General features: G+C 61.1%; 22 protein-coding genes, 1 tRNA gene and 2 pseudogenes. 14 read left to right on the forward strand and 11 right to left on the reverse strand.

The features are described 5' to 3' along the window. The first annotated feature begins 104 nt into the window (after positions 1-104). Both serS and ACR9ZJ_RS01715 read left to right on the forward strand, forming a co-directional pair. Positions 105-1,385, forward strand: coding sequence for a serine--tRNA ligase (gene serS, locus ACR9ZJ_RS01710; protein ID WP_481280524.1), 1,281 nt, complete (start codon positions 105-107; stop codon positions 1,383-1,385). 11 nt (positions 1,386-1,396) lie between these two features. Beyond that, positions 1,397-1,486 (forward strand) — tRNA-Ser (locus tag ACR9ZJ_RS01715). A 440-nt stretch (positions 1,487-1,926) separates the two neighbouring features. On the opposite strand, the gene ACR9ZJ_RS01720 is transcribed toward ACR9ZJ_RS01715, so the two are convergent. The 4 genes from ACR9ZJ_RS01720 to ACR9ZJ_RS01735 all read right to left on the reverse strand — a co-directional run bounded on the left by ACR9ZJ_RS01720 (position 1,927) and on the right by ACR9ZJ_RS01735 (position 4,738). Continuing rightward, positions 1,927-2,718, reverse strand: a complete 792-nt coding sequence (locus tag ACR9ZJ_RS01720; protein ID WP_481286665.1) for a hypothetical protein — start codon at positions 2,716-2,718, stop codon at positions 1,927-1,929. A gap of 383 nt (positions 2,719-3,101) precedes the next feature. Then, the gene (locus ACR9ZJ_RS01725; RefSeq protein WP_481286666.1) at positions 3,102-3,635 is read right to left on the reverse strand and encodes a DUF2867 domain-containing protein; all 534 of its coding nucleotides are present in this window, start codon (positions 3,633-3,635) and stop codon (positions 3,102-3,104) included. After that, complete coding sequence (locus ACR9ZJ_RS01730; protein WP_481286667.1) at positions 3,632-4,126, reverse strand: helix-turn-helix transcriptional regulator; 495 nt, start codon at positions 4,124-4,126, stop codon at positions 3,632-3,634. Before ACR9ZJ_RS01730 ends, ACR9ZJ_RS01725 begins: the two co-directional genes overlap by 4 nt. A 327-nt stretch (positions 4,127-4,453) precedes the next feature. Beyond that, the gene (locus tag ACR9ZJ_RS01735; RefSeq protein ID WP_481286668.1) at positions 4,454-4,738 is read right to left on the reverse strand and encodes a winged helix-turn-helix transcriptional regulator; all 285 of its coding nucleotides are present in this window, start codon (positions 4,736-4,738) and stop codon (positions 4,454-4,456) included. 185 nt (positions 4,739-4,923) lie between these two features. On the opposite strand from ACR9ZJ_RS01735, the gene ACR9ZJ_RS01740 reads away from it, so the two are divergent. From ACR9ZJ_RS01740 to ACR9ZJ_RS01750, 3 genes and pseudogenes are all read left to right on the forward strand, one after another. Beyond that, positions 4,924-5,805, forward strand: coding sequence for an SDR family oxidoreductase (locus ACR9ZJ_RS01740; RefSeq protein WP_481286669.1), 882 nt, complete (start codon positions 4,924-4,926; stop codon positions 5,803-5,805). Positions 5,806-5,837: 32 nt separating this feature from the next. Further along, a pseudogene (locus ACR9ZJ_RS01745) lies at positions 5,838-6,008 on the forward strand (LysR family transcriptional regulator). A 25-nt stretch (positions 6,009-6,033) separates the two neighbouring features. Beyond that, positions 6,034-6,468: a hypothetical protein gene (locus tag ACR9ZJ_RS01750; RefSeq protein ID WP_481286670.1), complete on the forward strand. Its 435-nt coding sequence runs from the start codon at positions 6,034-6,036 to the stop codon at positions 6,466-6,468. Here ACR9ZJ_RS01750 and ACR9ZJ_RS01755 read toward each other — a convergent pair. After that, positions 6,465-6,854 (reverse strand): hypothetical protein, encoded by a 390-nt coding sequence (locus ACR9ZJ_RS01755; protein ID WP_481286671.1) that lies wholly within the window; start codon positions 6,852-6,854, stop codon positions 6,465-6,467. The two genes, ACR9ZJ_RS01750 and ACR9ZJ_RS01755, sit on opposite strands and share 4 nt — an antisense overlap. A 483-nt stretch (positions 6,855-7,337) precedes the next feature. Between ACR9ZJ_RS01755 and ACR9ZJ_RS01760 the strand changes: the two genes are divergently transcribed. Then, the gene (locus ACR9ZJ_RS01760) at positions 7,338-10,394 is read left to right on the forward strand and encodes a TonB-dependent receptor (protein WP_481286672.1); all 3,057 of its coding nucleotides are present in this window, start codon (positions 7,338-7,340) and stop codon (positions 10,392-10,394) included. Between the two features lie 98 nt (positions 10,395-10,492). Here ACR9ZJ_RS01760 and ACR9ZJ_RS01765 read toward each other — a convergent pair whose 3' ends face one another. The 5 genes from ACR9ZJ_RS01765 to ACR9ZJ_RS01785 all read right to left on the reverse strand — a co-directional run bounded on the left by ACR9ZJ_RS01765 (position 10,493) and on the right by ACR9ZJ_RS01785 (position 16,031). Continuing rightward, positions 10,493-11,620, reverse strand: coding sequence for an L-dopachrome tautomerase-related protein (locus ACR9ZJ_RS01765; protein ID WP_481286673.1), 1,128 nt, complete (start codon positions 11,618-11,620; stop codon positions 10,493-10,495). 126 nt (positions 11,621-11,746) lie between these two features. Further along, positions 11,747-12,502 carry an SDR family oxidoreductase gene (locus ACR9ZJ_RS01770; protein ID WP_481286674.1) on the reverse strand — a complete coding sequence of 252 codons (756 nt, stop codon included), beginning with the start codon at positions 12,500-12,502 and terminating at the stop codon, positions 11,747-11,749. A gap of 166 nt (positions 12,503-12,668) precedes the next feature. Continuing rightward, positions 12,669-13,883, reverse strand: coding sequence for an MFS transporter (locus tag ACR9ZJ_RS01775; protein WP_481286675.1), 1,215 nt, complete (start codon positions 13,881-13,883; stop codon positions 12,669-12,671). A gap of 110 nt (positions 13,884-13,993) precedes the next feature. Continuing rightward, positions 13,994-15,214 carry a GGDEF domain-containing protein gene (locus ACR9ZJ_RS01780; protein ID WP_481286676.1) on the reverse strand — a complete coding sequence of 407 codons (1,221 nt, stop codon included), beginning with the start codon at positions 15,212-15,214 and terminating at the stop codon, positions 13,994-13,996. Positions 15,215-15,272: 58 nt separating this feature from the next. Beyond that, positions 15,273-16,031, reverse strand: a complete 759-nt coding sequence (locus ACR9ZJ_RS01785; protein WP_481286677.1) for an SDR family NAD(P)-dependent oxidoreductase — start codon at positions 16,029-16,031, stop codon at positions 15,273-15,275. Between the two features lie 162 nt (positions 16,032-16,193). Between ACR9ZJ_RS01785 and ACR9ZJ_RS01790 the strand changes: the two genes are divergently transcribed. The 7 genes from ACR9ZJ_RS01790 (at position 16,194) to ACR9ZJ_RS01820 (ending at position 23,764) form a co-directional block, all read left to right on the forward strand. Further along, positions 16,194-17,123: an AraC family transcriptional regulator gene (locus ACR9ZJ_RS01790; RefSeq protein WP_481286678.1), complete on the forward strand. Its 930-nt coding sequence runs from the start codon at positions 16,194-16,196 to the stop codon at positions 17,121-17,123. A gap of 69 nt (positions 17,124-17,192) precedes the next feature. Further along, positions 17,193-17,717 carry a lysozyme inhibitor LprI family protein gene (locus ACR9ZJ_RS01795; RefSeq protein ID WP_481286679.1) on the forward strand — a complete coding sequence of 175 codons (525 nt, stop codon included), beginning with the start codon at positions 17,193-17,195 and terminating at the stop codon, positions 17,715-17,717. 24 nt (positions 17,718-17,741) lie between these two features. Beyond that, positions 17,742-19,526, forward strand: a complete 1,785-nt coding sequence (locus ACR9ZJ_RS01800; RefSeq protein ID WP_481286680.1) for a peptidoglycan-binding protein — start codon at positions 17,742-17,744, stop codon at positions 19,524-19,526. Between the two features lie 286 nt (positions 19,527-19,812). Then, positions 19,813-20,865 carry a class I SAM-dependent methyltransferase gene (locus ACR9ZJ_RS01805; RefSeq protein WP_481286681.1) on the forward strand — a complete coding sequence of 351 codons (1,053 nt, stop codon included), beginning with the start codon at positions 19,813-19,815 and terminating at the stop codon, positions 20,863-20,865. 121 nt (positions 20,866-20,986) lie between these two features. Then, entirely contained in the window at positions 20,987-22,222 is a 1,236-nt protein-coding gene (locus ACR9ZJ_RS01810; protein ID WP_481286682.1) for a methyl-accepting chemotaxis protein, read from the forward strand. Positions 22,223-22,241: 19 nt separating this feature from the next. Then, complete coding sequence (locus ACR9ZJ_RS01815; RefSeq protein ID WP_481286683.1) at positions 22,242-22,952, forward strand: MHYT domain-containing protein; 711 nt, start codon at positions 22,242-22,244, stop codon at positions 22,950-22,952. A gap of 527 nt (positions 22,953-23,479) precedes the next feature. Further along, positions 23,480-23,764 (forward strand): hypothetical protein, encoded by a 285-nt coding sequence (locus ACR9ZJ_RS01820; RefSeq protein ID WP_481280508.1) that lies wholly within the window; start codon positions 23,480-23,482, stop codon positions 23,762-23,764. Between the two features lie 386 nt (positions 23,765-24,150). Here ACR9ZJ_RS01820 and ACR9ZJ_RS01825 read toward each other — a convergent pair whose 3' ends face one another. Beyond that, complete coding sequence (locus tag ACR9ZJ_RS01825) at positions 24,151-24,285, reverse strand: hypothetical protein (RefSeq protein ID WP_481286684.1); 135 nt, start codon at positions 24,283-24,285, stop codon at positions 24,151-24,153. Between the two features lie 318 nt (positions 24,286-24,603). On the opposite strand from ACR9ZJ_RS01825, the pseudogene ACR9ZJ_RS01830 reads away from it, so the two are divergent. After that, positions 24,604-26,283, forward strand: a pseudogene (locus ACR9ZJ_RS01830) (type IV secretory system conjugative DNA transfer family protein); the annotation flags it as partial. Positions 26,284-26,339 lie beyond the last annotated feature (56 nt).

A 26,339-nucleotide genomic window follows, 5' to 3' on the forward strand; every position in this document is an offset into this window, starting at 1 on the left:
GGGTGCGGGGATCAAGCCGATGGCTTGATCCAGCCACGCGTTGCGCGTACTACGAATCGAATTTTGCGATAATCCAGCATTCGACACCCCACGGAACACAGACAATGCTGGATCCCGCACTCCTGCGCGGCCGCCTCGCCGAGACGGCGGAGCGCCTCCGCGCCGCCCGGACCTTCGACCTCGACGTGAGCACGATCGAGCGCCTGGAGTCCGAGCGCAAGGCGCTCTCCACGGAGACCCAGGAGCTGCAGAACCTGCGTAACACCCGTTCCAAGGCCATCGGCCAGGCCAAGGCGAAGGGCGAGGACGTGGCCCCGCTGATGGCCGAGGTCGCCGGCATCGGCGACAAGCTCAAGGCCAACGAACACGCCCTGGCCGAAGTGCAGGCCAAGCTCGCCGACATCGCCCTCGGCATTCCGAACCTGCCCGACGAGTCCGTACCTTTCGGCAAGGACGAGAACGACAACCTGGAACTGCTCCGCTGGGGCCACCCGCGTCCGTTCGACTTCCCGGTGAAGGACCACGTTGACCTCGGCGCCCGTCACGGCTGGCTCGACGCCGAAGCCGGCTCGAAGCTCTCCGGTGCGCGCTTCACCGTGCTGCGCGGACAACTCGCGCACCTGCATCGCGCGCTCGCGCAGTTCATGCTCGACCTGCATACGACGAAGCATGGCTACCTCGAACACAACGTGCCGCTGATCGTGAACGCGGACGCGATGGAAGGCACCAGCCAGCTGCCCAAGTTCGAGGAAGACCTGTTCGGCACCCAGGTGGGCGACACCAAGCGCTACCTGATTCCCACCGCCGAAGTGGCCCTGACCAACCTAGTGCGCGAAAGCATCGTCGAAGCCGACGAGCTGCCCCTGCGCATGACGGCCCACTCGATGTGCTTCCGCGCCGAGGCCGGCAGCTACGGCCGCGACACGCGTGGCATGATCCGCCAGCACCAGTTCGAGAAGGTGGAAATGGTGCAGATCGCCACGGCCGAGACCAGCTTCGCGCAGTTGGAAGAGATGGTCGGCCATGCCGAGGCCGTGCTCCAGGCGCTGAAGCTGCCGTACCGCAAGGTGCAGCTGTGCACAGGCGACATGGGTTTCGCCGCCGCCAAGACCTACGACCTTGAAGTGTGGCTGCCCAGCCAGAACACCTACCGCGAAATCAGCAGCTGCTCCAATTGCACCGACTTCCAGGCCCGGCGCATGCAGGCCCGTTGGCGCAACCCGGCGACGGGCAAGCCGGAGCTGGTGCACACGCTCAATGGCTCCGGCCTGGCGGTTGGTCGTACACTTGTCGCGGTCATGGAGAATTTCCAGCAGCCGGACGGGTCGATCGAGGTGCCCGAGGTGCTGCGGCCGTATATGGCGGGATTGGAAGTGATCGCCTGATAAAAGTTTATGGAGAGATGGCCGAGTGGTTTAAGGCAGCAGTCTTGAAAACTGCCGTAGGTGTAAGCCTACCGTGGGTTCGAATCCCACTCTCTCCGCCAAATTACTCCGTCTCCGCCAGTGATGGCGGCGAAACCCCGCAGGATCTCGATTCTGCGGGGTTTTTGTTTGGCGGCGACTATCAAAGCAACTATCAAAACGGTCGTTGCTTCAACAGTCGATTCCGATCCCGAAATCCGGTCAACCTCTACTTGTGTCCGGGGAACTGGGTAACTGTCAGCCTCGGACCGGTTTCTGCCTCGCTTCACCATACACACGCCACGCCATGCGCTCGCACCTGCCTCGATGCACTCGATTTCCTTGATGGAGACCATTGCGTCTCGAATGCCTCGAGATCTTCTGCTCGAAATCCTGTGGTTTTGATAATCACGAGGCGGGCGGGCAAGATTCCTTCATTAGGGCGTTGGTACAAGGCTGACATCGTACCGGCTCTCGATGCTCTCGAAACCCTGTTTGACCATCGCGCGGATACCCGAAGTATCTAGTTATTTGCGGAATTGAGCGATGCAAGGCACTCGTCTCGACGCGATCGAAGCGCAGGATCATCGACGCGGCTCACGGCCGATCGGGCCAGAGCGACCCACTGCGCGGCAGCGGCCGATAGCGGCTCAATATCCCGATCTACGCAGTACCATGCCGTCCCCGGCAGGTCCGGATGATTACCGACAAGCCTTAGGACGCCCGCTGGATTCGGCAGCAGTGCGTGGCTGATCGCGGAATCTATCGATTCCGCGCGCCCGGCATCGGTAACTGGGCGAAGTGCTGCCACGGCTTCTAGCCAGTCGGCTTTCCCGGATGCAGCCTGATCGAAAGCGACTGACCATTCGATTTCGGACATCGACTGTGCAACGCGCGAGGCGCCCTCGCGGCGCACCGCGTCGATAAGCCCCTGACCTGACCGTTCAACGCACTGCGATGGGGTGGTGCATCGGGTGAATTGTGCGCAAAGCCTTGCCGAGATGTCGGACAGACGCCCCGCTTGAGCTGAAACTTCGAGATCGCCAGCGTTCGCGCAGGCGGCTCCTGCCGACACACCAGCGCAGTGTTGTGCTTCTGCGGCATCCATCGCTGCCTGCGTTGGCTTGTCCAGCGTCATCTTGTATGCATCCAGGGCATCGCGAAGATCAGCTGGTGACAAACGTTCTAAATGCGATGCCGGGCATTGCCGCGACAGTTCCGAGTTGGGCATGGTGCGCCTAGCCTCGGCGAAGGCGAGCGAGGAATGCAGTAGGAGTAGTGCGACCCAGAAACTCGTTGTGAGACGAAACATCATCGTATGCCTCCCCGCAGCAAGGGGCCGGAAATGGACCGACACCGGTCGATAAACGGAGGTTCGGGCGCGAGCAAGGCATTAAAGGGCAAAAGTAGTGAAAATTCTCGTCCGAAACGGGGCCGGCTCCGGGCAAATAGGTCCGTCGGTGCCATGGGAATCACGTCCTGACGCCTGACGATGTTTGTAGTATTGCCGGCGGTGTGGATTAGCGCCCTCGGCGGGGTAGGCGTTCTTTCGAGCTTCCTCCACAGTCGCAAAAGTCCAGTTATCCTCGGTGTCCAAATCGCCTCGATTGGCGCCCCAAATGGGCACCGCAATTATCAGGAACAGCAGTGCGAACCAGAATACAGCGTAAAAGAGAATGGCGGTGCTGAAAGACAGCGTCAGGTCCGACCAGCTTCAGTAGCCTGCAGGCGCCTTGCCAGGCGGGCCAGACTGGCACGCACAACAAGACGGTGAAAGGGTTCGATGACCGCAAGATAGGTGCGGCCCAGTTTCCCATGACAGTGCACCACCGTGGTCGCATACAGATGCTGGCCGTTCGGCGTCTGCTGGCGCAAAAGTGAAAGGCGGAAATCCAGATGAATATCGTTTTCGCCCAGAATGATTTCGTCCTGATCCTCGCGTTGTATCGGAAAAAATTCAATCATGTGCGTTCGCGGTGCCGTCAGGCGCATCTGACTGGACGTTTTCACCCCGAACACGCCTATTACCGTGTCCCGAATGAGCATGAGGAGCCGAAACCATGCGGGTGGGGATCGAAACATGGTCGTGGCGAGAACACGCATGTCCGATGGTGTTCCGGAGGGGAGGTTGATGGCGTAACAATCGAGAAGGTCCGCATCCCTGAATTGTCCGACGATGCAACTGTTCGCGGGCGGTATCTCACGTCTGGCACGTCTGACTTGTGTCTTCATGTTGTTCCTGCGCGTTGTTCGCGGCCATAGTGGCGCGGCGAACAGTTCATGACCCGTTTGAATGCCGTGCTGAAGGATTTCTCGGACTCGTACCCAAGCGCGCGGCCGATTCTGGCAATCGAGTCGCGGGAACGCGTCAGCCTGTCTGCGGCGAGCCTCATTCGCCAGTGCGTCAGGTAGTCCATCGGCGACAACCCAACAAGCTCCTTGAACCTCAGCGCGAAGGTCGTGCGCGACATGGCGGCTTTGCTGGCGGGTGTTTGCAGATCCCATTTCGCGTCGGCGCCTCGTGCATGGCAGTGATCACCGCACGCATGCGCGCGTCCTCGGGGCTCTTTTTCGCGGCGCATCCAAACCGTGACCCGGCGCTCTACGGTGGAGCAGATGCTGTTGCGACCGGCGGAGAGCATATGTCCTACCTGTTGCTGCCACACATCGGACCAGGCCACTGAGGATTTTTCGCGAGGCAATCCCCAGAGCGACAGGGTCATTTACCACCACGGCGATGATCGACCTCGGTGAATGATTAGCAGGTCAGAAGAATTTACAACGTCTCGCAGTGCTTGAACAAATGGGTGGCCTGCGAAGCGAAAGGGTTGATTCAGATACACAGCGACAATTCACTTGCCGACGCTTCAAAGAGTCGCCGAACAGATGAATTACTGACGCTCACCCATAGCTTCACCTCTCAGTTCGTAAACCCATCAATTTTTTCGACGATTATCGTGGACGTTTGTCAAAAGTTTCTCTCGACTTTTTTATCGATTCCCAATTATCTCCAATCCACTCCACTAAATTGTGCAGAGGCTCCAACAAGCTTAGCCCGCGAGCGGTAAGCTCATACTCCACTCTCGGGGCACGAATCCGTCCCTCTCCAGGCCACGTAGCGTCGTGCTAAGCATTCGTTGAGATATGCCCGTGACGAGTTTCTGAAGCTCGGAAAATCGCGCTCGGTGTGTTGGGCGTCGTCCTAATAAGACGACCAGCATGATGCTCCACTTGTCACCAATCTTTGCCATGAATTCCCGAACGACCTTGGCTTCGTCGCTATCACACAGTAGTGCAATCGGCTCTCGTCGGGCGTTCTTCAGCGGTTTTTTCATAGTTACTTCTACCTCACTTCCTAAGGTGATTGTGCGTTCTTCCTTACTACCACATATTCGTTCATCATGTAGCTTACCCAAAGTAACTATAGCCCTGCGCCTATGTTTTTGGCGATTGAGCCCGGCGGTGCCTCTGGGCCACCTAATTTCTATCAAGCACCAATTTTCAGAAGAGGGAATTAGTCATGCGGGTATTTTTGACTGGGGCTACCGGCCTTGTAGGATCAGCCATCATTCCTCAGCTTCTTGAGCATGGACACAGTGTGATCGGGCTAGCTCGATCGGAAGCGGGAGAAAAGCTTCTGCGCTCCGCTGGTGCAGAAGTGCATCTAGGTCGCCTTGAAGACTTGAATGCTATTTATGCCGGTGCGGCAATGGCGGATGCAGTAATTCATTGTGCGTTTGAGCATGATTTTTCTAAGTTTAAAGAAAATGCAGAACTTGATAAGCGTGTCATTGAGACATTTGGTGATGCGCTGAAAGGCACGAATCGCCCGCTCCTGGTGAGTACGGGCATGCCTTTAGAGTCACCTATTCGGCCGATAACCGAATCTGTTAGTTTGCCGGCCGTATCTCCAACACCACGCGTATCTGAACAGACAGCGACAGCTTTACAAGCGCGAGGTGTTCACGTGAACGTCATACGTCTTCCACAGGTGCATAGCGTCGCGAAGCAAGGCCTTGTAACCTCTTTGATAGGTATTGCGCGTGAGAAGGGTATTTCTGCTTATGTCGATGATGGGCTGAATCGCTGGTCTGCTTGCTATGTCGAGGATGCAGCGCGTGTCTACGCGCTCGCTTTGGATAAACATCAAGCCGGAGCCACATATCACGCAGTAGGCGAAGAGGGCATTTCGCTGAAGGCTATAGCAAAAGCTATCGGTGATGGCTTGAATATACCCTTGTTGTCGATTTCCTCAGAAGACGCCGATGCGCACTTTGGCTTTTTCGGGAAACTTGTTCGGCGCGACCTCTCAGCATCAAGCGCTATCACGCAGGAATTGCTCGGATGGAAGCCTGCTGGGCCGGGTCTTATCGATGACATTAGAAAGCATTTAAAAAAGTAATCGTGATGAGTCGATGGAATGGAGCGAAGTAAATGGATCTTCGCCACTTACGTTGTTTCCTCGCGGTGGCCGAAGAACTCCATTTTGCGTGAGCTGCCGAGCGGCTTCACGTCGAACAATTGCCGTTGCCACGAGCGATCAAGGAACTCGAAGAAGACCTCGGCGCCCAGCTTTTCGTACCACGGCGCCCAATCCGCCCGTGATCGCGACCGTCTCCGCCAGCAGGTATTGGAAGATCACGGTTGGAACCTCCATCAGATCCGGAGCACTGACTGGTTTCAGCGCTCCAGGGAACAACTCGACCTTGTCCGCAGGCAGATTGATGCGGGGCGCGTCGCTTTCGACGAGCGCGTGGCTGAGGAGAAACCCTGTCCCGGGAGCAGGCGGAAGCGAGCGCCGCTAACGAGCGCGAGGATCGGGCCGAGGACGGTGACTTTGCCTTCGACCCATATGTCGAGGCGACGCCACAACGACCGGCGCACCGCGCGGAGGACATCCACGAGACACCCACAGGTATCCTCTCGTCGACGAAGAAGGACTCTTGAAAATCAGCCAGTGATTGGTCCTCGGCGGCGTCCGTCGCAGGGAGGGACTCGGATTGACTCGCAAGGCGCCGGTATTTCATTCACACGACCAGCAGGGAGAGAGGGGCGGCGCCCTTAGCTTGAGGCGGAGCGCCGTGCCCTTGCCAAAGCTTTTCCCAAATAAAGGCGGTTGGTGCGACAAACGTCGAACCCCGTGATCGTCAACGGCGCCATCCCGCGGTAAGTCACCGATAGGTCCTGCTTGCACGCATCCGCGCTGTCGAACCGGACTGCGATCTCGCTGCCTTTTCCGCCGATCAAGGGGCCGCCAAGATCGAGAGCATGCCAATGGTGTGTGCCTTCCGGAGTGGTCTCGATGGAGGTAACCGTCCGGTCCGAGTCATTGATGAAAGTGACGAAGTGTGGCGCTGCCTGTACCGACGCGGCAAGCGCCACGCCCAAGAACAGGAAAGCCGGTTGCCTCCATGAGTGCGCGAAGTGGCGTGTGCGGTAGTGCTTGTCCATTGATCATCTCCCTATGTGGCGTCACGCTTTGGCGTGACGATGTCGTCCGACCAGCGAGCCCGGTTGAACAGGCAGCCGTCGGCGGCAGACCTGCAAGCTATAAGTCGTGGGTGGCGTTTTTGAGGCGGCAAACTGACGTCGTGGCGAAGCTGCATGTCAGCCGTCGTGCACTCATTGGGGTGCAATAACAAGTTCTTGCGATACGTGTATCCATGTCAGTCCGCAAGTTATTGCGAATGTTGTAAATTACCCCCAACATCTGTTGACTTGTCATCACACCGACGCATAGTCTTGCCTCGACCTGCGAAAGATTTGGACATCCAAATAGTTCGCGCGTTTAAGCGATATATCTAGTCCAACGCGATACGGACGCTTTTGCTCGGGGAGAGCAACAGCGCTGCATTGCCGGTATCGCGCGGGACGGAAAGGCGGGTGTAAGACCAACTTTTTTCATTTCGTATCACTTTTCCTTTGGGGGAGACCATGGAATTCTTCAGAAGCGAACGGCGCACGTTTGTGCGGCCGTCGGTGCTGGCTGTCGCGCTGGCACTCGGCATGGGTGCTACCTGCACGGTCTTCGCGCAGGCGACCAGTGGTTCCATCTTCGGCCAGGTGCCTGTCGCGGCGGGCGAATCCGTCACCGTGACGAGCGATAGCGGTTTCACGCGCGATGTGCCGGTCGATGCCGATGGCCGTTACCGTGTGGGCAACCTGCCGCTGGGCAATTACACCGTCAGCCTCAAGCGCGATGGTGCCGTTGTCGATTCGCGCAAGGACATCCAGATCAAGGTGGGTGGCAGCACGGACGTCTCGTTTGCGAGCGCCGCGACCGCGGCGAATGCGCAGTCGCTGGAGTCCGTTACCGTTTCCGCCAACTCCTTGCCTCCCATCGACACCTCGACGGTCGATTCACGCACCGTCGTGAACGCCCAGACCTTGGCTCGTCTGCCGTTGGGTCGTAACGCGGAAGCTATCGCGCTGCTCGCCCCGGGTGCCGTCGCCGGCCAGAGCACGCTCGGCAACGGCCGTTTCCGCACGGTGTCGTTCGGCGGCTCCGGTGCCTCCGAAAACGCGTACTACGTCAACGGTTACAACACGACCGACCCTTACAAGGCCCTCGGCGGCGTGGGCTTGCCGTATGGCGCGATCGACCAGCAGGAGGTCTACACGGGCGGCTATTCCGCCAAGTACGGCCGTTCCGACGGTGGCGTGATTTCGCAGGTCGGTAAGCGCGGTACCAACGAATGGCATTTTGGCGCCCAGATTCTTTGGGAACCCAAGTTCGCCGCCTCGAATCCGGGTAACGTGTACTACGGAAACCGTCAGCTGCCGGCCGGCTACGGCTACCAGGACACGAGCAAGGTAGGTACCCTCTACCGCAACGGCGAAGACAACACCAAGTGGACGCAAACCTATAGCGCCTATGTCGGTGGCCCGCTCATCAAGGACAAGCTGTTCTTCTTCGTCGCCGCCGAGGCCGAGAAATCGGAAGGCACCAGCACCTCGAATGCCGAGGCCAACCCGGTCGCGAACAACCACTACACGTACAACCTGCCGAAGATCTACGCCAAGATCGACTGGAACATCAACGACAGCAACATCCTGGAGTTGACCGGTATCCACTCGACCGACGAGCAGCGCGGCTATTACACCGGCTACGATTACGATACGCGTACAAAGTCTGGTCGTACTGGCGCGGATGCGGATACGTCGAAGATCACGTCGAAATACGCGATCGCCAAGTACACGTCCTACATCACCGATGACATCACGCTTTCGGCGACCTATGCCAAGGGCTGGACGGACGATTACCTGCACAACCCCACGCCGAACATCGACCAGCAGCCGTACATCTACAACCCGGCACTGCAGGACCCCGCGCTCAATGGCGGCAACCCGATCACGAACCTCAACTCCTCGCAGACCAGCCAGGACCCGAGCGCGGGTAGCCGTACCCACGGCCTCCGCCTCGACCTCGAATGGCAGTTGGGCGATCACCATCTCGCGGGTGGTATCGACAACATGCATTACAAGGGCATCGACGAGGGCACCTCGACGAGCGGACCGGGCTATTACTGGCGTTACTTCCACTCCGCCAATCCGGATGTTGCCATCAGCCCGGGGCAGGGAGTCGGTGCGCCGGGTGGCGAGGGTTATTACGTGCGTCGCGTCATCTTCTCGAGCGTGACGAACATGTCGCTCGACCAGCGCGCGCAGTACCTCGAGGATCGCTGGCAGGTCAACGACAAGCTGCTGTTGAGCATCGGCTTGCGTAACGACGGCTTCAAGAACTTCAACGACAACAACAAGCCCTACGTCAACAACCAGGCACAGTGGGCCCCGCGCCTGGGCGCGTCGTGGGACGTGTTCGGCGACTCGTCGCTGAAGATCTACGGCAACCTCGGCCGCTACTACCTCGCGCTGCCGAATAACGTCGCGGTGCGTGGCGCTTCGTCGTCGACCTATACGTATGAGTACTTCAACTACACCGGTATCGACCAGAATGGCCGTCCGACCGGTCTTACGCCGCTGGGCAACGGCATCGTGTCGCCGGACGGCGAGTTCGGTCAGCCGATCGACGCGCAGTCCGTCGCGGCACGCGATCTGAAGTCGCAGTACCAGGATGAAGCCATCCTGGGCTTCGACAAGACGCTCGGTTCCGATTGGGTGACCGGTGCCAAGGTCACGGTACGCAAGCTGCGTACCGCCATCGATGACGTCTGCGATACGGGCAAGATCGCCGACAAGATGACGCGCGAAGGGCTGGACCCGGATTCGGTGACCATTCCGGGCTGCGTCATCTTCAACCCGGGCGACACCAACACGTTCAGCCTGGCCAATGTCGACGGTTCCGGCCGCACCGAAGTGAAGATGAACCAGGAAGACTGGGGGTTCTCGCAGAAGGCCAAGCGTTCTTACTACGCGCTGGACCTCTACCTGGAGCATCCGTTCGACGGCAAGTGGCAGGGTCGCCTCGACTACACGTTCTCGCGTTCCTACGGCAACACGGAAGGCCAGACCAAGTCGGACATCGGCCAGACGGACATCTCCAAGACGCAGGACTGGGATTCCGCCGAGCTGATGCAGTACGCCAATGGCCTCCTGGCCAACGATCGTACGCACCAGATCAAGGCCTACGGTGCCTACCAGCTCACGGACGAATGGCTGGTCTCGGGTAACCTGCGTCTCGCCTCCGGCGCACCGAAGTCGTGCCTGGGCTTCCTGGACGGAGCGGCAGATCCTGATCCGATCGGTTACGGCTCGTCGTACCACAACTGCAACGGCCAGCCGTCGCATCCGGGTGACAAGCGCAATCCGTGGTACCGCCAGCTCGACCTCGCGGTGACCTACCGTCCGTCGTACTTCGAAGGCAAGCTCGCCTTCGGCCTGTCGGTCTTCAACGTCACCAACGAGCGCAAGCCGCTCATCAGCTACGCGACGTATGAAGCATCGCCGCAGACCGTGCTCAACAACTACGGTCTGGGCCAGTACTTCCAGAACCCGCGTTATGCCCGCCTGACGGCTACGTACGACTTCTAATCAACGCTTCGACCATAACTAGAAATGTCCCGTGAGGGCCATCGCGTGTTTCCCCAGTGCCGCCTGCCTACGCAGGCGGCCTTTTTCTTGGGCGCTATCTACTTGAGCAGCACGGGGCCTGCGCCGATCTTCACCCTGAGCAGTTCGTAGGGCTGCTTGCGCTCGTCCCTCCCTTCATGGAAACCCGCCTGCCGGTGCAGTTGGTTGGCGGTGAAGTACAGGTAGCCATCCGTGCCGACCGATAAGGTATCCGGCCACAGGATGCGTGGATCGGTCACGAGCGTTTCCCATTTGCCGGCGCTGTAGCGGCGGATGCTGTTGTGCTCGTAGTCACCACCATAGACGCGCCCCTTGTCGTCTTCGGCCAGGCCATCGGATGCGCCCTTCATGCCGAGGTCGAGTACGGCCTTTTCGATGTCCGCTTCGGATGCCTTCTCATCGCGCAGCAGCGCGGTGGGGACACTGAAAAGATGACGGCTCGATAACGCGCAGTAATACAGCGTCTTTCCATCGGCGGAGATGGCGATGCCATCGCTGGCCACGAGCCAGGGGCTTGGCGGCCCACCCGCGGGGCGGTTCATCAGGGGCTTGCCCTCGATAACGGGCACGAAACCCTTGTCGGGCATGCTGCTCGCGTGCCCACTCAGGCGGCGGATCGCATGGCCCGAATCGAGATCGACGACGATGATGCCACCCGGGCCCTTGACCGAGCTGTCGGTTATATAGGCGACACCCGCCTTGCCCACGCGCAGGTCGAAGCGGACATCGTTCACATAGGTGGTCGGAAGGACCACGCCGTCACCGAGCACGATGGTCTTGACGACCTTGTCGGTGGCGAGGTCCACCGCGACGAGCTTCGCACCACTGGCGATCGGCACGGCGAACTTCGGTGCGCCGGTATCGAGGATCCACAGGCGGTTGGCGGCATCGGCGACGACGCTCTGGACGCTGATGAGGGTGGACGCCGCGTGGGACGGATCGGCGTTATTGAACGCCTGCGACGGATAGGCGGTGACCTTGCCATCCTTGAGTTCCCCGACCGTGAAGGCCGGATTGTCGCCCCATTGGGGGTAGTTGACGAAGATGCGGCCATTCGGCGCGACCGTGACACCCGTCGGCATCGCGCCCTCGAACGTGGCCACGCGCTCGACGGCGGGCGATTGCGAAGGATCGGCCGCCGCCGAGAAGGAGGCGGCCATCAGTCCGGCGAGAAGAAGCTGTTTCATGGGAGTGACCTCGGACAGGGGATAAGACGCAGGTAAAGCTTGCGCGAGGCCTGTTCGAGGAAAAAGGCACCAGTTGGCACAACACTTTCAACGCTTTGGTGAAAGTGGCTCATGACCGAGACAGGCCTATTTGCCGCCGGTCACGTCGAGGAAGGTCCCGGTGATGAAAGAGGCCTCGTCGCCCGCCAGCCACAGGATCGCCCGGGCGACTTCCTCGGGCTGGCCGCCGCGGCCCATCGGGATCGAGTCCTTCACCCGGTCGACCCGCCCGGGTTCGCCGCCGCTGGCGTGCATTTCCGTATAGATATGTCCCGGACGAACACAGTTGACCCGGATGCCTTCCCGCGCGACTTCCTTGGCGAAGCCTGTGGTGAAGGTCTCCAGGGCGCCCTTGGAGGCGGCATAGTCGATGTACTCGTTCGGACTGCCGAGGCGTGCCGCCGCCGACGAGACGTTGACGATGGAGCCGCCGCGTCCACCATGGCGGTGTGACATGCGCCTGGACGCTTGCTGGGCGCAGAGGATCGGGCCGATGGCGTTGACGGCGAATACACGCTGCATCCGTTCGAAGCTGAGGTCTTCGAGGCGCGACTGCAGTTCCAAAACAGCCGCGTTGTTCACCAGCACGTCGATCCGGCCGAAGGCCTTGTCGACGGCGGCGAACAGCTGTTCCACCTGTGCCGGGTCCGCGCTATCCGCGCGTACGGCTAAGGCACGGCGTCCCATGGCTTCGATATCGGCCACCACGGCCTGCGCGGCCGATGCGTTGGACACGTAACTGATCGCCACGTCGTAGCCTCGCGTGGCTGCTAGTCGTGCGGTTGCCGCGCCGACGCCGCGGCTTCCGCCGGTGATGAGAATGACGGGTGATGGGTAACTCATGGGGAGGACCTTTTCAGACGAGGAAAAGCTCTCCTATGATGCCGCGCAAGCTGGGTCTGGCAACAGTGAAGATCGCAGAGCCACAATTTCCTGCGGCCCACACGACCACGGTTAGGAAGTCCGCTTCCCGTTCCTTTGACCCTGAACACCCCGGGTACTCCGCGTTTTATCGAGCAGGCGTCGTAGCAGCACACGCATCGACGCACGGTTCCCGTCGCACGGACGCGGCCCAGAACAACAACGCCAAAACGCTGACTCCCGCACCCAACGCACAAACACCATTCCAGCCATACCTCGCGTAAGCCATCGTCGTCGCCATCGCGCCCAAGCCGCTTCCCGCCGAATAAAACAGCATGTAAGCGCCGACGAGGCGGCTATGTGCATCCGGACGCGTGCGGAAGATGAGGCTCTGGTTGGTCACGTGGATGGCCTGGCCGCCCATGTCGAGCAGGATGATGCCGAGGGCGAGCCACCACATGGATGCGCCCATGTAGGCCAGGGGCAACCATGCGGCGGTCAGCAAGACAATTGCTACGACCGTGGTCCGCTCGCCGTGCCCCTGGTCGGCCCAGCGTCCGGCGCGTCCGGCCGCCAAGGCGCCGATCACGCCCACCAGGCCGAAGGCGCCGATAGCGGTATGGGAGAAGTGGTACGGCGCCGCGCTCAATGGCAGCACGAGGGCGCTCCAGAAGATGTTGAGGGCGGCGAACATCAGGAGGGCGATCACACCGCGAACGCGGAGCACCCGCTCGTCACGGATAAGCGTGGCCATGGATGCGACAAGACGTCCGTACGACAGGCGGTTCGCATGGACCGGAAGATCGGGCAGTGCCCGCCAGAGCATCGCCGCCAGTCCGATCATGAGGATGGCTGCGAAGGCGTAGACACTCCGCCAGCCTGCGATGTCACTGATACCGCCCGCTACCACGCGGGCCAGCAGCAGGCCGATGAAGACCCCGGTCTGCGTCGTGCCGACCACGCGTCCGCGTTCGCCGTCATCGGCGGCGTTTGCCGCATACGCGATCAAGCCCTGGGTCATCGCCGTGCCGAACAGCCCAGCACCGAGCATGCCGGCGAGAAGAATCGTGGTATTGCCGGCAAGCGCGATGGTCATCAGCGCGCCGATAAGCGCCATCGCCTGGACGAGCATGAGGCGTCGGCGGCGGACGATATCGCCTAGTGGCACGACGAGGAGCAGTGCCATGGCGCAGCCCACCTGCGTCGCCGTGACGACCCCGCCAACCACCGCCGGTGTGATCGCAAAGTCGGTGGCCACGGCATCGAGCAAGGGCTGCGCGTAGTAGACGTTGGCGACGCTCACCCCACTGGCGCAGGCGAGGAGGGCGAGAAGGGAGCGGGATAGACGTGGGGGTGGTTTCATGGAATCGCTCGATGGCAAGACGAATCCGTGAAGAGCCTAACCTCATAGGTTTCAAAATGCAACCAGATAGCGATCGCCAAAAGTGGCGACCAGGAAGCTACGACACTTCGCTAGTGCGAGCCTTCCGGTTCATCGTGCAGGGCGGCCGATGCCACTGCTTGATTTCGTCCACGCCGTTTTGCCTCGTATAACGCTTGGTCCGCCATGGTGACGGCGTTGTTCCAGCTGTCCCCACCATGAAAAAGATGATGGCCGATGCTGACGGTGCACCTCAACGCGTGCTCCGACCCCACGGTAATGGAGGACGCCTGCACCTCGGCGCGCAGTTCCTCGGCGAAGTTCCGCACCGCCTCCTCATCCGTGTCGACCATCAACACCATGAATTCCTCGCCGCCGACCCGGGCCAGTAGGTCGGGTGGGCAGGTAAGGCGATGAAGGAGCGTGGCGATCGCCTTGAGCGCCTCATCACCACCGGGATGTCCCCAGCGGTCGTTGATTCGCTTGAAATGATCGACATCGAGGATCAGCACCGCGAACCGTCGCGTCGGTTGTGACGTATCGGCGGCGACCCGCTCACCGAGCTCCCACATCACGCGCCGATTGGCTATGCCCGTGAGGGGATCTTCCTTGGCCAGTTGGACCAGTTCGGCGTCGAACTGCCGGCTGAGCATCCACAGGATGCACGGCGTGATCACCCATGTCAGCAGCAAACGGGATAGCAGGCCGAACGCCGAAGTCGGATCGTGGGACCCGCTCGTGAGCGGGTGTAATTCCCACCACGCTACCCGCATGAAAAGCGCAGCCGCCCACAGGAAATGAAAGGCCGCGGCGACTCGCGCGGCCAGTCTCTGCGCATCGTCGCGGCAGCGCCAGAAGGCGACGGCGGTTGCGATGGTCAACAAGCCCTTGAGGCTGCCTCCGGCGACCACCATCAGACGCAGGTCTTCGTCATGATTGAGGACGTAAAGCGCCTCCACCGCCCCGATGATCGCCGCAACGAACAGAACGCGCCCGGAGCGGAGCGGGTGCTCGAAGTAGACCAGGACCGCCACCAGGCCGAAGGCGGTGCCCAGGTCGATAAGCAGGTTGGCGAGCAATGCCAGGCCGAAGAAATCGATCCCGAACGCTGGGAGGACAAGGACGGAAAACCCCGTGGCGATCAGCGCATGACTGGCTGCCCATACGGCAAGCCCGCGAATAGGGCGCGTCTTGCGGAGGCTCAAGTGGAGGGTGGCGAAGATCGCAGAAGAAAGTGCCGCGAGTAACGCATTGACGATCAGCAAGGTGCCGGCATGCGTCAGTCTCGCAAGCGTTTCCACGATATCTACCACCACGGTGTCCGAGGTCCCCACGCCTCGTGGCGGAGTATATCCAATGCTTCGAACAAGCTCAGATATGCATACCCCCCGCCACTTCGATCCGCTGCGCATTCACCCATCCGAAGTCATCGGAGAGAAGCGACGCGATCACCGGGCCGACGTCTTCGGGGACGCCTACTCGCCCAAGCGCCGTGTGTTCGGCGACGGCCTTGTTGACCTGCGGATTGTCGCGGACGATGCCTCCGCTGAAGTCCGTGGCGATCGCGCCCGGTGCCACCACGTTGACGGCGATCCGGCGCGGACCCAGTTCCAGCGCCATGTAACGGCTCAACGCTTCGACGGCGGCCTTGATGGAACCGTATCCGATACGGTTGGGCATGGCGAAGCGGGCCAGTCCCGAAGAGATGTTCACGATACGGCCGCCATCGTTCATGAGTGGCAGCAGCTTCTGTACCAGGAACAGGACCCCCTTGAAGTGGACGTCGTAGAGCGCGTCCATTTCCGCCTCGGTGATCGTTTCCAGGCCAGCGCCTGACGACGTGCCGGCGTTGTTGACGAGGTAATCGAAACGCTCGGCGTCGAGACTCGCCAACGCTTCACGGACCTGTATCGCGAAGCGATCGAACGTTTCGCTCTTGCCCACGTCCAGCTGCAGGGCGATAGCCCGTACTCCCGCGTCCGCGGCAAGCGCGACCACGCTTTCGGCTTCTGCACGATTGGCGTTATAGGTGAACATCGAGCGGACCCCGCGCTTGGCGAGGGAGAGGACGGTCTGGCGACCGATGCCACGGCTGCCGCCGGTCACGATGGCGATCTTACTGTTTGACATGGCTGACTTCTCTTGAAGGGATGTGCGCGTCGGCACAGGGGCTGTTTGAGACATTCTGGTTCCGGGAGTCGCCGTACTGAATGCCGAAACCCTCCTGTTTCTTGCCTATTCCTGCCTTGAGGATTAGCCTTGCCGGGCATGCAGCACGGGGAGTAACCGGACATGCCAGACCCGTTGGTGGAAGCCCTACTGCGTTACACGGAAAGCCATCCCGGCGAGAGCCCGTTCATGACGGCGATCGAGGGTATGGCGATCATGCGGTCGGATCATCCGAAACCTCCTGCCCACATGCTTTCCCGGCCGGCCATGTGCATCGTGGCCCAGGGTGCCAAGTGGGGAATGTTCGGTGGCAACCGGCTCGAGTACCGGGCAGGGCAGGCGCTGGTCATCGGCGTGGAGACGCCGTCGATCGGCCGTGTCGTCGAAGCCAGTCCGGGCGAGCCCTGCCTCGTTCTCGCCTTCGAACTCGACCTCGCGATCGTGCGCAGCGTCGCGGAGGGGCTCGACGCGCCTCCCAGGGCAAGCGGCGAGCCCGGCCGTGGCGTCTTCGTCACGGACTTCCAGGGTCCGCTAGCCGATTGCGCATTGCGCCTGGTTCGTCTGCTCGATACGCCTCAGGCGATTCCGACGCTTTATCCCGTCATCATGCGCGAGATCGGTTATTGGCTGCTGACTGGCCCTCATGGTGGAGACGTTGCCCGGATGACGCTCGCGAACAGCCCGTCGCAGCGGGTGATAAACGCCATGCACACCTTGCGGACGCGCTTCACCGAGGCGATCCGGATCGAGGAACTGGCCGCGATCGCGCAGATGAGCCCCTCGGCGTTCCATCGCCAGTTCAAGGCGCTGACGTCGATGACGCCGCTCCAATACCAGAAGCAGCTCCGTCTGTTGGAGGCGCGTCGGTTGATGATCTCCAGCGCCGTCAACGTCGAGACGGCCTGCTTCCAGGTGGGCTACGAAAGCCCCTCGCAATTCAGCCGTGAATACGCGCGGATGTTCGGGATTCCGCCGAAGCGCGATGCGAAACAGATGCGGGTGGTGTTCCAACGGGATCGGGGATTTTCAGGTGCGGAATCGGTCCTCGGTTGACTCGATTTGGCCAGACCGGAAATTTGGGTAGACTCCACGAGCCGAACTGTAGCCGATCAGTGGAACCTCATGATGATGAAGACGCTCCGACTTCTGCCGCTCGTTTGCTTGCTCCTTGCCGGAAATGCGCAGGCTGATCTTCCAGCATCCGAGCCACAGAACGACACACAGGACGTGATCAATGGTGTCGCCATCGTGCCGGGGGTCGAGCGCCTTTCCTACGTATCGCCGAAGTATTACGGAATACGCCCAAGCTATTCGACATGCATCGCCAGCACGAAAGGCCGTGTCGTCGACCAGGGCGATTGTGCGGATGATGAGTTCAAGTTCCAGGACGAGCGCTTGAACAAGGCATACAAGGCTGTCATGGCGACGCTTTCCGCATCGGGCTCCAAGGAGACGGCCGCCGAGGCGCAAGCGGCCCAGCGGGCTTGGCTTGCGTATTTCGACAAGGATTGCGCAGTACGAGCCAGACGCTTTGGTTCCAGCGCGGCGCCTGCCACCGAGTCCATCTGCCGCATGGAAAGCACGGCCATCCGCGCCCAGCAACTCGAGGATTGGCAAGGCAGTCTCACTGCCCGGCATAAGGATTGACGCGTCACGTTATCAGGAGATCTCATGAGCGGCGAAAAATTCACCGGTGGCGACTCGCTTCAACCCGGAACGATGGAGTACTACACCCATCGGGCGATGATGCGTAACGAACTGTCCAACGGAGCAGGGGCGTATCAGGTGAGCAACGCGGAACTCGCCTCCAGCGGACCAAGCTTCGGTCCGTTTCAGTACGATGTCGGTGCCAATCCTCACGGGCGCGATCTTTTCGAATCCATCGCTGCAAGTGCGCGCGATGCCGATGGCAATCGCATTGTCGGTGACGAAGATCTCGCCGCCATAAAGGCGCATCTCTACAAGCCTTTCAATGAATTCACGGCCGAGGACCGCGCGGTCTACGCGCGAATGAAGCCCTTGATGAATCAGGCACTTTCGTCGTCGGAAGGCATGGCGGCCATCAATGCCGATTACCTGCCAAAGGTCCAGGCGAAAGTGGACGCGATGAACGAGGTCGTGAACGGTGTCGGCAACGATGCCAATCGAGCCTTCCTGCAAGGGAGCCCGCTCGCAAAGTTGATCGTGATCGATACGGCGAATCAGTACGGCAACGCCGTGAACGATGGCCTCAAGGAATTCATGGGCCATACCAAGGATGATCCCGCGATGGACATGCCGGGGCGTGGCGGGACGGCGACCATCAAGGTCGAGGGCGAGTTCGGTCTGGAAGAACTCATCCGCTACAAGCTGGATACGAAGTACGGTCAGACCGACGACGGTGCCAGGGATGTGCTGCGCCGGATATCGAACCTGGTCGATGCCGTCGGCGTCGATACCGTCAAGGCCAGCCTATCCGAAGAAGACCGTAAATTCCTGGAGACAGGGTTAAAGCAATACCTTGAAGATCACGGGCGGAAGTCGAGCATTCTGGACGATCCGGCTCTTGGCGCACTGGCGCAACTAGGTGGACGTTCCATCGAACATTCCGGTGGCGGCCAAAGTCACGGCCACAGTGGTTCGGTCCTCTCCGTGGGAAGCGAAGGGAAAGACGTCGAGAAGCTGCAGCGCAACTTGCAAGGGCTTGGCTATCTCGATGCTCAGGGAGAGGTGGCCGCCGGGACGTTCGACGCCACCACGAAAGTGGCCGTGGAGAACCTCCAGCGCGAGCGGGGGCTCGAATCGGTGGACGGGAAGGTCGGCCCGAAGACCCGCGAACAGATCAAGGAAGATGTCGAGGAAATACAGCGCGGCCTTCGAGCGCTCGACTATCGTGCCAATGGGCGCCCCTTGGCTGTGGATGGTGACTTCGGTCCAGCCACCAAGGCCGAGGTGGAAGCGTTCCAGGAACGCCATCAGTTGCCGGTTACCGGCGTGGTAGACAAGGCATTTCTGGAGATGCTTCGTTCCGAGGTCCAGGGGCAGTCGCAAGAGACGGTGAAGCCGTCCGGTGTTACACCATTGAATCAGCCGGGTCACAGGGACCACGGCATGTTCGAACAGGCCTTGGCCGGCGTGAAGCAGATAGATGCGGCGCACGGGCGGCCTTCGGATCACCGCAGCGAGAACCTGGCGGGTGCCCTCGTCGCCTCATCATTGACCGCGGGCATGAGCCGTATCGACAGCGTTTCGCTCAGCGACGACGCGCAACGCGCCTATGCGGTTCAGGGGAAGGCGAACGATCCCTTCAAGCTCTATGCCGAGGTCAACGTGACGCAGGCTGTCGCGACATCTATCGCCCAGAGCACCCAAACGATCGAGAACCTCCAGCCGCAGCGCCAAGCCCAGCAGGACGTCGCTCAGCAAAGCCAGGAGCGGCAGCAACAGCAAGTCCAGAGCCCTTCGATGTCCCCCTGATCGAGCGCCGACGGGGATAAATCCGATTCCGTATGCTCTGCCAAGAACATGCGGAATCGGCGCATACTCTCAGCACCATGCCCCAGGCCCGCCATCGTTCCCAACGATGCGCCGATGACGCATTCACCGGCGGCGGGCAGAACGTGATCCCTCCAAGCCCGTCATGCTCCGATCCTGGCGGAGACCCTCCGCCGGCAGGACGACGTCGCCGGTTCCGGCGCTAGCGGCTTGCCGGAACCGTCGACTACTCACCGCACCGGATTCCCCCTGGCTTCGGAGCGCACCCATGTCCATCAACGAAGAAAAACTCAATGCCTTCCTCGGCAAGGCGGTCGGCGACCTTGGCGCCGCGTTCAGCGCGGTGCTCGTCCTGCTTGGCGACGAACTGGGCCTGTACAAGGCACTCGCAAGCGAATCCCTGACTCCCGCCGAACTAGCCACGCGCACCGGCACCCACGAACGCTATGTGCGCGAATGGCTAGGCAACCAAGCGGCCGGCGGTTATGTCGATTACGACGCCACGGCGGGCAAGTACCGGCTCAACGAAGAACAGGCGGCTTGCCTGGCCGATCCTGCCGGCCCGGTCGATCTGTCCGGCGCCTATGAAATCGCCCTCGCGCTGTTCCACACTTACCCGCGCGTGCGCGACAACTTCCGCAGCGGTGCCGGCATGGAGTGGGGCGAACACCACCCGTGCCTGTTCCATGGCACCGAACGATTCTTCCGCGCCGGATACCATGCCCATTTGCTGGGCGCCTGGCTGCCGGCATTGGAGGGTGTCGTCGACAAGCTCGGGCGCGGTGGCAAGGTCGCCGACATCGGTTGCGGCCACGGCGCGAGCACGGTGCTGATGGCGAAAGCCTTCCCGGCATCGCACTTCGTGGGCTACGACTATCACGCACCGTCGATCGATGCCGCTCGCGAGCGCGCGAAGGAGGCCGGCGTGAGCAACGCATCGTTCGAGCAGGCGGATGCGTCGGGATACGAAGGACGCGACTTCGACCTCATCACCTTCTTCGATTGCCTGCACGACATGGCCGATCCCGACGGCGCCGCCCGGCACGCGAAGGATGCACTGAAAGACGATGGCACGTGCATGGTGGTGGAACCTTTCGCCGGCGACAGCACGGCGGACAACCTCAACCCCGTCGGCCGCGTGTACTACGCGGCATCGTCGATGATCTGCGTGCCGGTGTCGCTCGCCAGGCACGGGCCGGCGTTGGGTGCCCAGGCAGGCGAGGCGCGGCTGCGCAAGGTGATCGTCGACGCGGGCGGATTCCGTCGCTTCCGTCGTGCCGCCGAAACGCCGTTCAACATCGTGCTGGAAGCGCGTCCATGAGCGACCTGTACGCGATTTCGGCATGTATGGACGTCCGCGCCTGAAAATGCGAAAGCGACGCTAAAGTCCGTTTCCCCGTCGGCCGATAACGACCGAAGTCTCAACGGGCGGGGGAGTGCCGATGGCTCGCTATACGATCAAGGTCCGCATGGGATTGCGGCTTGGATTGGTACTGACGTTCCTGGTGATAACCGGCCTGGTCGGCCTCTACGGCGTCGACCGAGCCAACGCCAATACCGGCGAGATCTACCAACATGCCAGTGAATTGCTGGCCCGGTTGGAAGTGGAACACGGCGGTGCATCGTTCGTAACGGCAAGACATTCGCTCGACGCGATGGCCCAGGAGCGAGCCGCCGAAGGACGCGACATTCGCAACGCCGAGCTTGGCGCCGTACTGGCGGGCCTCCTGCTCTCGGTGATATTCGACGGTATCTTCGTTCGCTCGGTCACCGTACGCATACGGGACGCGCTGGCCCTTGCCCGCACGGTCGCCGACGGTGTCCTGGACAATCGCATTCCGGCCCTCTATTCCGATGAGATCGGTGAACTCCGCGCCGCCTTCCGCGACATGGACGAGCGCCTCGCTGGCGTGATCCGCAAGGTACGCGATGGTGCGGGTGCGGTGAACGTCGCCGCGGTGCAGATGGTGTCGGATAACGAGGTGCTGGCTCGCCAATTGATCGAGGACGCGGCCGGCTTGCGCGACACGGCCACGGGCATGGAGACGGTGGCCACCCTGGTGGTGCAGACCGCGGAGCACGCCCGTCATGCCGACCGGCTGGCCGCCGAGGCGCGCAAATGCGCGGAGGACGGCGGCGACGTCGTCGCGCAGATGCAGCAGGCGATGAGTGCGATCGGTGATTCGAGCGACCGCATCGCCGATATCGTGGGCCTCATCGATGCGATCGCTTTCCAGACCCGCCTGCTCGCCCTGAACGCCGCCGTGGAAGCCGCGCGTGCCGGCGAGCATGGGCGGGGTTTCGCGGTGGTCGCCGGCGAGGTACGCAACCTTGCCCAGCGCTGTACCGCGGCGGCGGGTGAAATCAAGCAGCTGATCACCGACAGCCGCGACAAGGTGAGCGACGGTGCCCAGCTGGCGAACAGTTCCGGCAACACGCTGGCGAGGATCGTGCACAGCGTGCGGGAACTCACCGATGTGGTCGGTCACATCGCTCGTGCCAGCGAACAGCAGTCCGACGGCGTGGGCAGGGCCAGTGTGTCGATCAACCAGATCGACCAGGCGATGCAGGCGCACGAATCGCTATTGCGGCAGGCCAGTTCCGCCAGCCGGCACATGCTCGAACAGGCCGACGGCCTGGCAGACAACGTCGCCTTCTTCACCTTCGCACGCACCTGACCGTCACATAGGATCTCCCATGGAACAGCACTACGACATGGTCATGGTGGCGTACTCGTTCGTGATCGCCACCCTCACCGGTTACTGCGGCATCGAAATGACGGCCCGCGTGCGCGCCGCCGCGGCGGAGGAAAAGACGCGCTGGATCGTCGCCGGAGCCTTCGCCTTCGGCACCGGTGTATGGGCGATGCATTTCATGGGCATGGCGGCGCTGACACTCGGCGTGCCAGTGACCTTCGACCTGCCGATCACCGTGGCCTCGTGGCTGGTGGCGGTGATCGTCAGCGCGATCGGTTTGTACGTGATCCGCGATGGGGTGCGCCTGGTGACCTGGTTGATCGCATCGGTGCTGATGGCCACCGGCGTTTGCCTGATGCACTACGGCGGCATGTACGCCATGCGCATGTTGCCGGGCATCGAATACCGGCCGTTACTGTTCTGGGCTTCCGCAGCGATCGCGCTGGGCGCCAGCGGCGCGGCCTTGCTGATCATGACCTGGTTGCGCACCAGCCGCCACTGGACCCACGTGGCCTTGCGCCTGGGTGCCGCGCTGGTCATGGCGGTGGCGGTGACCGGCATGCACTACACGGGCATGGCGGCGGCCATGTTCGCGCCGGGATCGTACTGCTCGCCAGGGAATCGGCTGAGCGACGCGTGGACGATTCTCGGACTGGTGATGGTGGCGACGGCCGTGGTCAGCCTGTCGCAGTGGTGGGCGTTGCTCAAGTAAAAATAGCGACCATTCTCCGATGGCGCCTACAGACAACATGGCGTTGTTTTGTTACGGTCGGCACGTTGTCTGCGCAGTCGATTTGCGTGCGTCGCAGACAACCATCGCTTCATGCGGTGAGAAGCGCGGGCCAGGAGTGCTGTAACACTCCCGACCCGCTGACCATGACCAACTATCGAGGAGTTGATCCGTGGCTACCCACGATCATACGGCACCCGCTCGCCCGCCGAATCCCCCCGGCGACATCCCCACCGGTTACCGGGCCCTCTGTCCACCGTGCAGGGACGGTTGAAGAACCGCGGTTTCAGCCCCTCATCTGAGATGTTTCTGGGCCTCACCTATCGGGCAAGCGCCTGTGTGGGCCACTGAAACAGGCTGACGCCGCATCCACTTCATCAATCAAGCCTCCCGGCGCCCGGTCTCGGGCAGCCGGTGAACCCGCGAGTCCGTTTGATCCGCGGCACGTTGCGCTGTGCGTGGCGTGCCGCACCTGGACAACGGTGAGCGATCACTTTCAAGGAATGCTCATGCCATTTAGCGGCACCACGCGCACGGAGGGTCGTGCGCGCCATTACATCGATCCCGAAGCCTCGGCGCACGACCTGTTGAACGACGCCACCGAATGGCTGCAGTACGCCCGTGGTCTTACCGGCCTGCTCGCGGACCTCGTGCATGAATCGGACACCGTCGACTGCGCGAAGTTGGCGCTCTCGCTTGAAGCGATCGGTACATTGACGCACATGGGTGTGCAGTGCACGGCACAGGCGCATGCACGGATGTGTTGGGAAAAGACGCGTGCCGTGGGTGAGTAGAGCCGTGCTATGGATGGGATCCCCACCGCAACAACATGATTTGCTACACGCAGGTGACTAGGATGTGCACCTAATAATGGGCGAGCGGAGTTGCGTTTGAAAAGGGAAAAGCGTGTTTATTGTGGTGAGATGGCCATCAACTGTTCGGCATGTATTGAGAAAAAATCATGCTCGCAACGAAAGGCTGGTGTGCGTAGGATTCTGGCGTCTTTCTATATCGTTCCGTTAGGTATCTTGTTGTGTTTTTCCGCTGTATCACGGACCAGGGGCGAGATTGCAGGAAGATTTGATGGTTCTTGGGCAGGAAGATCGTGTGCTCGGGGTGACACAGCTTGTGGATCATTCAACATTGTTCTGGTTCAGAGGGGGTGGACGATATGCGGAAGTCACGTCTCCGCTACATCAGATTTATCAAGGATCGACGAGGGTGAGCCCACATCCATTGTCGGTGTGGCGATCGGCGACATGGCGGTGGTGGTCATTACCAGCGGCCGCAATGCGGCGTCGTACATCGTCAGCATCAGGTTGTATCCAAATCGAGCGAATTGGACGGTAATCAGTCACCTGTTGGTACCTGCGACAGGTGACTCGGATCTTATCCCTTCGACTGCGATTTTCCGCAAAGTCGATTCGTTGGGGACAAAGGAACAGATGGACCCTGTTGGGGCGTTGCGCTCGTGCGTTGGACGCATGCGCGCGCCGTAAGCGAACAGAGTCGGGCATCGGGCAGGCGTGGCATTCCGATTGAAACGATCGAGTGAGAACTTTCCTCGCCCTTGTGTTTCGCCACCGAAAAGTGGCTAGACTGCGCACCTCAAAGTGGGCACGGAGAGCCTGGCGTGAATGGATCGACGAAGACCGTCCTTGCGGCGGCGATGTTCCTGGTGGCCTTCGGTGGCGGCCTGTACCTCTCGGGTCAACTGACCCTCATGCTGCTCGGCGTCGACATGCCGCTGACTTGGCGGATGTGGTGGGATTACCACGGCGCCTTGGTCTATCCGCAATACGCGCCGTATGCGTGGAAGATCAGGGCGGCGGGAGTGGCGGGGTTTGGGTTGCCGGCACTGGCGTGGGTCGGATGTCTCGTGCCATTGCTGCGTTCTTCACGTGCTCCGGCGCTGCACGGAGACGCTCGCTTCGCCACACGACACGACCTGGAGAAGCAGGGCCTGCTCAAGGACTCGCCCGACGGAATCGTGGTCGGGAAGTTCGGCAAGGAGCTGATCCGGCTCAGCGGCCAGCAGTTCGTGATCCTTGCGGCACCGACCCGATCGGGTAAGGGCGTGGGCGTGGTCATCCCCAATCTCCTCGAGTACCAGGGCTCCATCGTCGTTCTCGACATCAAGCAGGAAAACTTCGAGCTGACCAGCGGCTGGCGTAAGTCGCGAGGTCAGGAAATCTTCCTGTTCAATCCGTTCGCCGAAGACCGGCGGACGCACCGTTGGAACCCGCTGAGCTACGTGTCGCCCGACCCGGCGTTTCGTATCTCGGACATCCAATCGATCGCGGCCATGCTATATCCCGACGGGAGCGGCGATCAGCGGTTCTGGAGCAGCCAGGCGCGCAACGCCTTCATCGCCTTCACGCTCTACCTCTTCGAGACCTTCGACCAGGAGATGAGTCTCGATGTTCCTTCCGGCGTCAAGCCGTTCCCGACGCTGGGCGAGGTCTACCGGTTGTCGACCAGCGACGGCGGCAATCTGCGCGAATATCTGCAACGCCTGACGGCATGGCCGTACCTCAGCAAGGATGCGAAGGCCGCCTTCGCCAACTTGCTGTCGCAAGCTGACGATACCTTCGCCTCGATCATGGGCAGCTTCAAGGAACCGCTGAACGCCTGGATTAATCCAGTGCTGGACGCGGCCACGAGTTGCAACGATTTCCTGCTCACGGACGTGCGCAAGAAGAAGATGACCATCTACATCGGCATCCAGCCGAACAAGCTGGCCGAGAGCCGCCTGATCGTCAATCTGTTCTTCAGTCAGCTTATCAATGTCAACACGCGGGAAATGCCGCAGAACAACCCGAAACTCAAGCATCAGTGTCTCCTGCTGATGGACGAGTTCACCGCCATCGGCAAGGTCGACATCCTGGCGAGTTCGGTGTCGTACATGGCCGGGTACAACCTGCGTCTGTTGCCCATCATCCAGAGCATGGCGCAGCTGGACGCGACCTACGGCAAGGACGTTTCGCGCACGATCATCACCAATCACGCCTTGCAGATCATCTTCGCGCCGCGCGAGCAGCAGGATGCTAACGACTACTCGGACATGCTCGGCTATACGACGGTGTCCAAGGAGAGCGTGTCGAAGGGCAGGGGCGTGTCACGTAGCCGGTCCGATGAGCGACGGGCGTTGATGCTGCCGCAGGAGCTCAAAGCCATGGGAACCGATAAGGAGGTGATCCTTTACGAAGGGATCGCACATCCGGTTAAGTGCGAAAAGATCAGGTACTACGAGGACAAGCGATTTACGGCGCGGTTACTGCCACGGGTCGAAATACACGAACTCAACCTGAAGAGAGTCGCTCCAACGAAAAAGCGAACAGAAGTTGTGGCGACAACCAGCCGTAGGGC

The sequence above is a fragment of the Luteibacter sp. KNZ12-1A genome (genome assembly GCF_056755675.1).

Bases quoted from the DNA above. Each gene is read 5' to 3' on its own strand.
- ACR9ZJ_RS01765 (WP_481286673.1), bottom strand. From the start codon at position 11,620: ATGAAACAGCTTCTTCTCGCCGGACTGATGGCCGCCTCCTTCTCGGCG.
- ACR9ZJ_RS01785 (WP_481286677.1), bottom strand. From the start codon at position 16,031: ATGTCAAACAGTAAGATCGCCATCGTGACCGGCGGCAGCCGTGGCATC.
- ACR9ZJ_RS01795 (WP_481286679.1), top strand. From the start codon at position 17,193: ATGATGATGAAGACGCTCCGACTTCTGCCGCTCGTTTGCTTGCTCCTT.
- serS (WP_481280524.1), top strand. From the start codon at position 105: ATGCTGGATCCCGCACTCCTGCGCGGCCGCCTCGCCGAGACGGCGGAG.
- ACR9ZJ_RS01735 (WP_481286668.1), bottom strand. From the start codon at position 4,738: ATGAAAAAACCGCTGAAGAACGCCCGACGAGAGCCGATTGCACTACTG.
- ACR9ZJ_RS01740 (WP_481286669.1), top strand. From the start codon at position 4,924: ATGCGGGTATTTTTGACTGGGGCTACCGGCCTTGTAGGATCAGCCATC.
- ACR9ZJ_RS01720 (WP_481286665.1), bottom strand. From the start codon at position 2,718: ATGATGTTTCGTCTCACAACGAGTTTCTGGGTCGCACTACTCCTACTG.
- ACR9ZJ_RS01805 (WP_481286681.1), top strand. From the start codon at position 19,813: ATGTCCATCAACGAAGAAAAACTCAATGCCTTCCTCGGCAAGGCGGTC.
- ACR9ZJ_RS01760 (WP_481286672.1), top strand. From the start codon at position 7,338: ATGGAATTCTTCAGAAGCGAACGGCGCACGTTTGTGCGGCCGTCGGTG.
- ACR9ZJ_RS01820 (WP_481280508.1), top strand. From the start codon at position 23,480: ATGCCATTTAGCGGCACCACGCGCACGGAGGGTCGTGCGCGCCATTAC.
- ACR9ZJ_RS01825 (WP_481286684.1), bottom strand. From the start codon at position 24,285: ATGCTGACGATGTACGACGCCGCATTGCGGCCGCTGGTAATGACCACC.
- ACR9ZJ_RS01775 (WP_481286675.1), bottom strand. From the start codon at position 13,883: ATGAAACCACCCCCACGTCTATCCCGCTCCCTTCTCGCCCTCCTCGCC.
- ACR9ZJ_RS01815 (WP_481286683.1), top strand. From the start codon at position 22,242: ATGGAACAGCACTACGACATGGTCATGGTGGCGTACTCGTTCGTGATC.
- ACR9ZJ_RS01730 (WP_481286667.1), bottom strand. From the start codon at position 4,126: ATGACCCTGTCGCTCTGGGGATTGCCTCGCGAAAAATCCTCAGTGGCC.
- ACR9ZJ_RS01725 (WP_481286666.1), bottom strand. From the start codon at position 3,635: ATGAAGACACAAGTCAGACGTGCCAGACGTGAGATACCGCCCGCGAAC.
- ACR9ZJ_RS01800 (WP_481286680.1), top strand. From the start codon at position 17,742: ATGAGCGGCGAAAAATTCACCGGTGGCGACTCGCTTCAACCCGGAACG.
- ACR9ZJ_RS01770 (WP_481286674.1), bottom strand. From the start codon at position 12,502: ATGAGTTACCCATCACCCGTCATTCTCATCACCGGCGGAAGCCGCGGC.
- ACR9ZJ_RS01790 (WP_481286678.1), top strand. From the start codon at position 16,194: ATGCCAGACCCGTTGGTGGAAGCCCTACTGCGTTACACGGAAAGCCAT.
- ACR9ZJ_RS01810 (WP_481286682.1), top strand. From the start codon at position 20,987: ATGGCTCGCTATACGATCAAGGTCCGCATGGGATTGCGGCTTGGATTG.
- ACR9ZJ_RS01755 (WP_481286671.1), bottom strand. From the start codon at position 6,854: ATGGACAAGCACTACCGCACACGCCACTTCGCGCACTCATGGAGGCAA.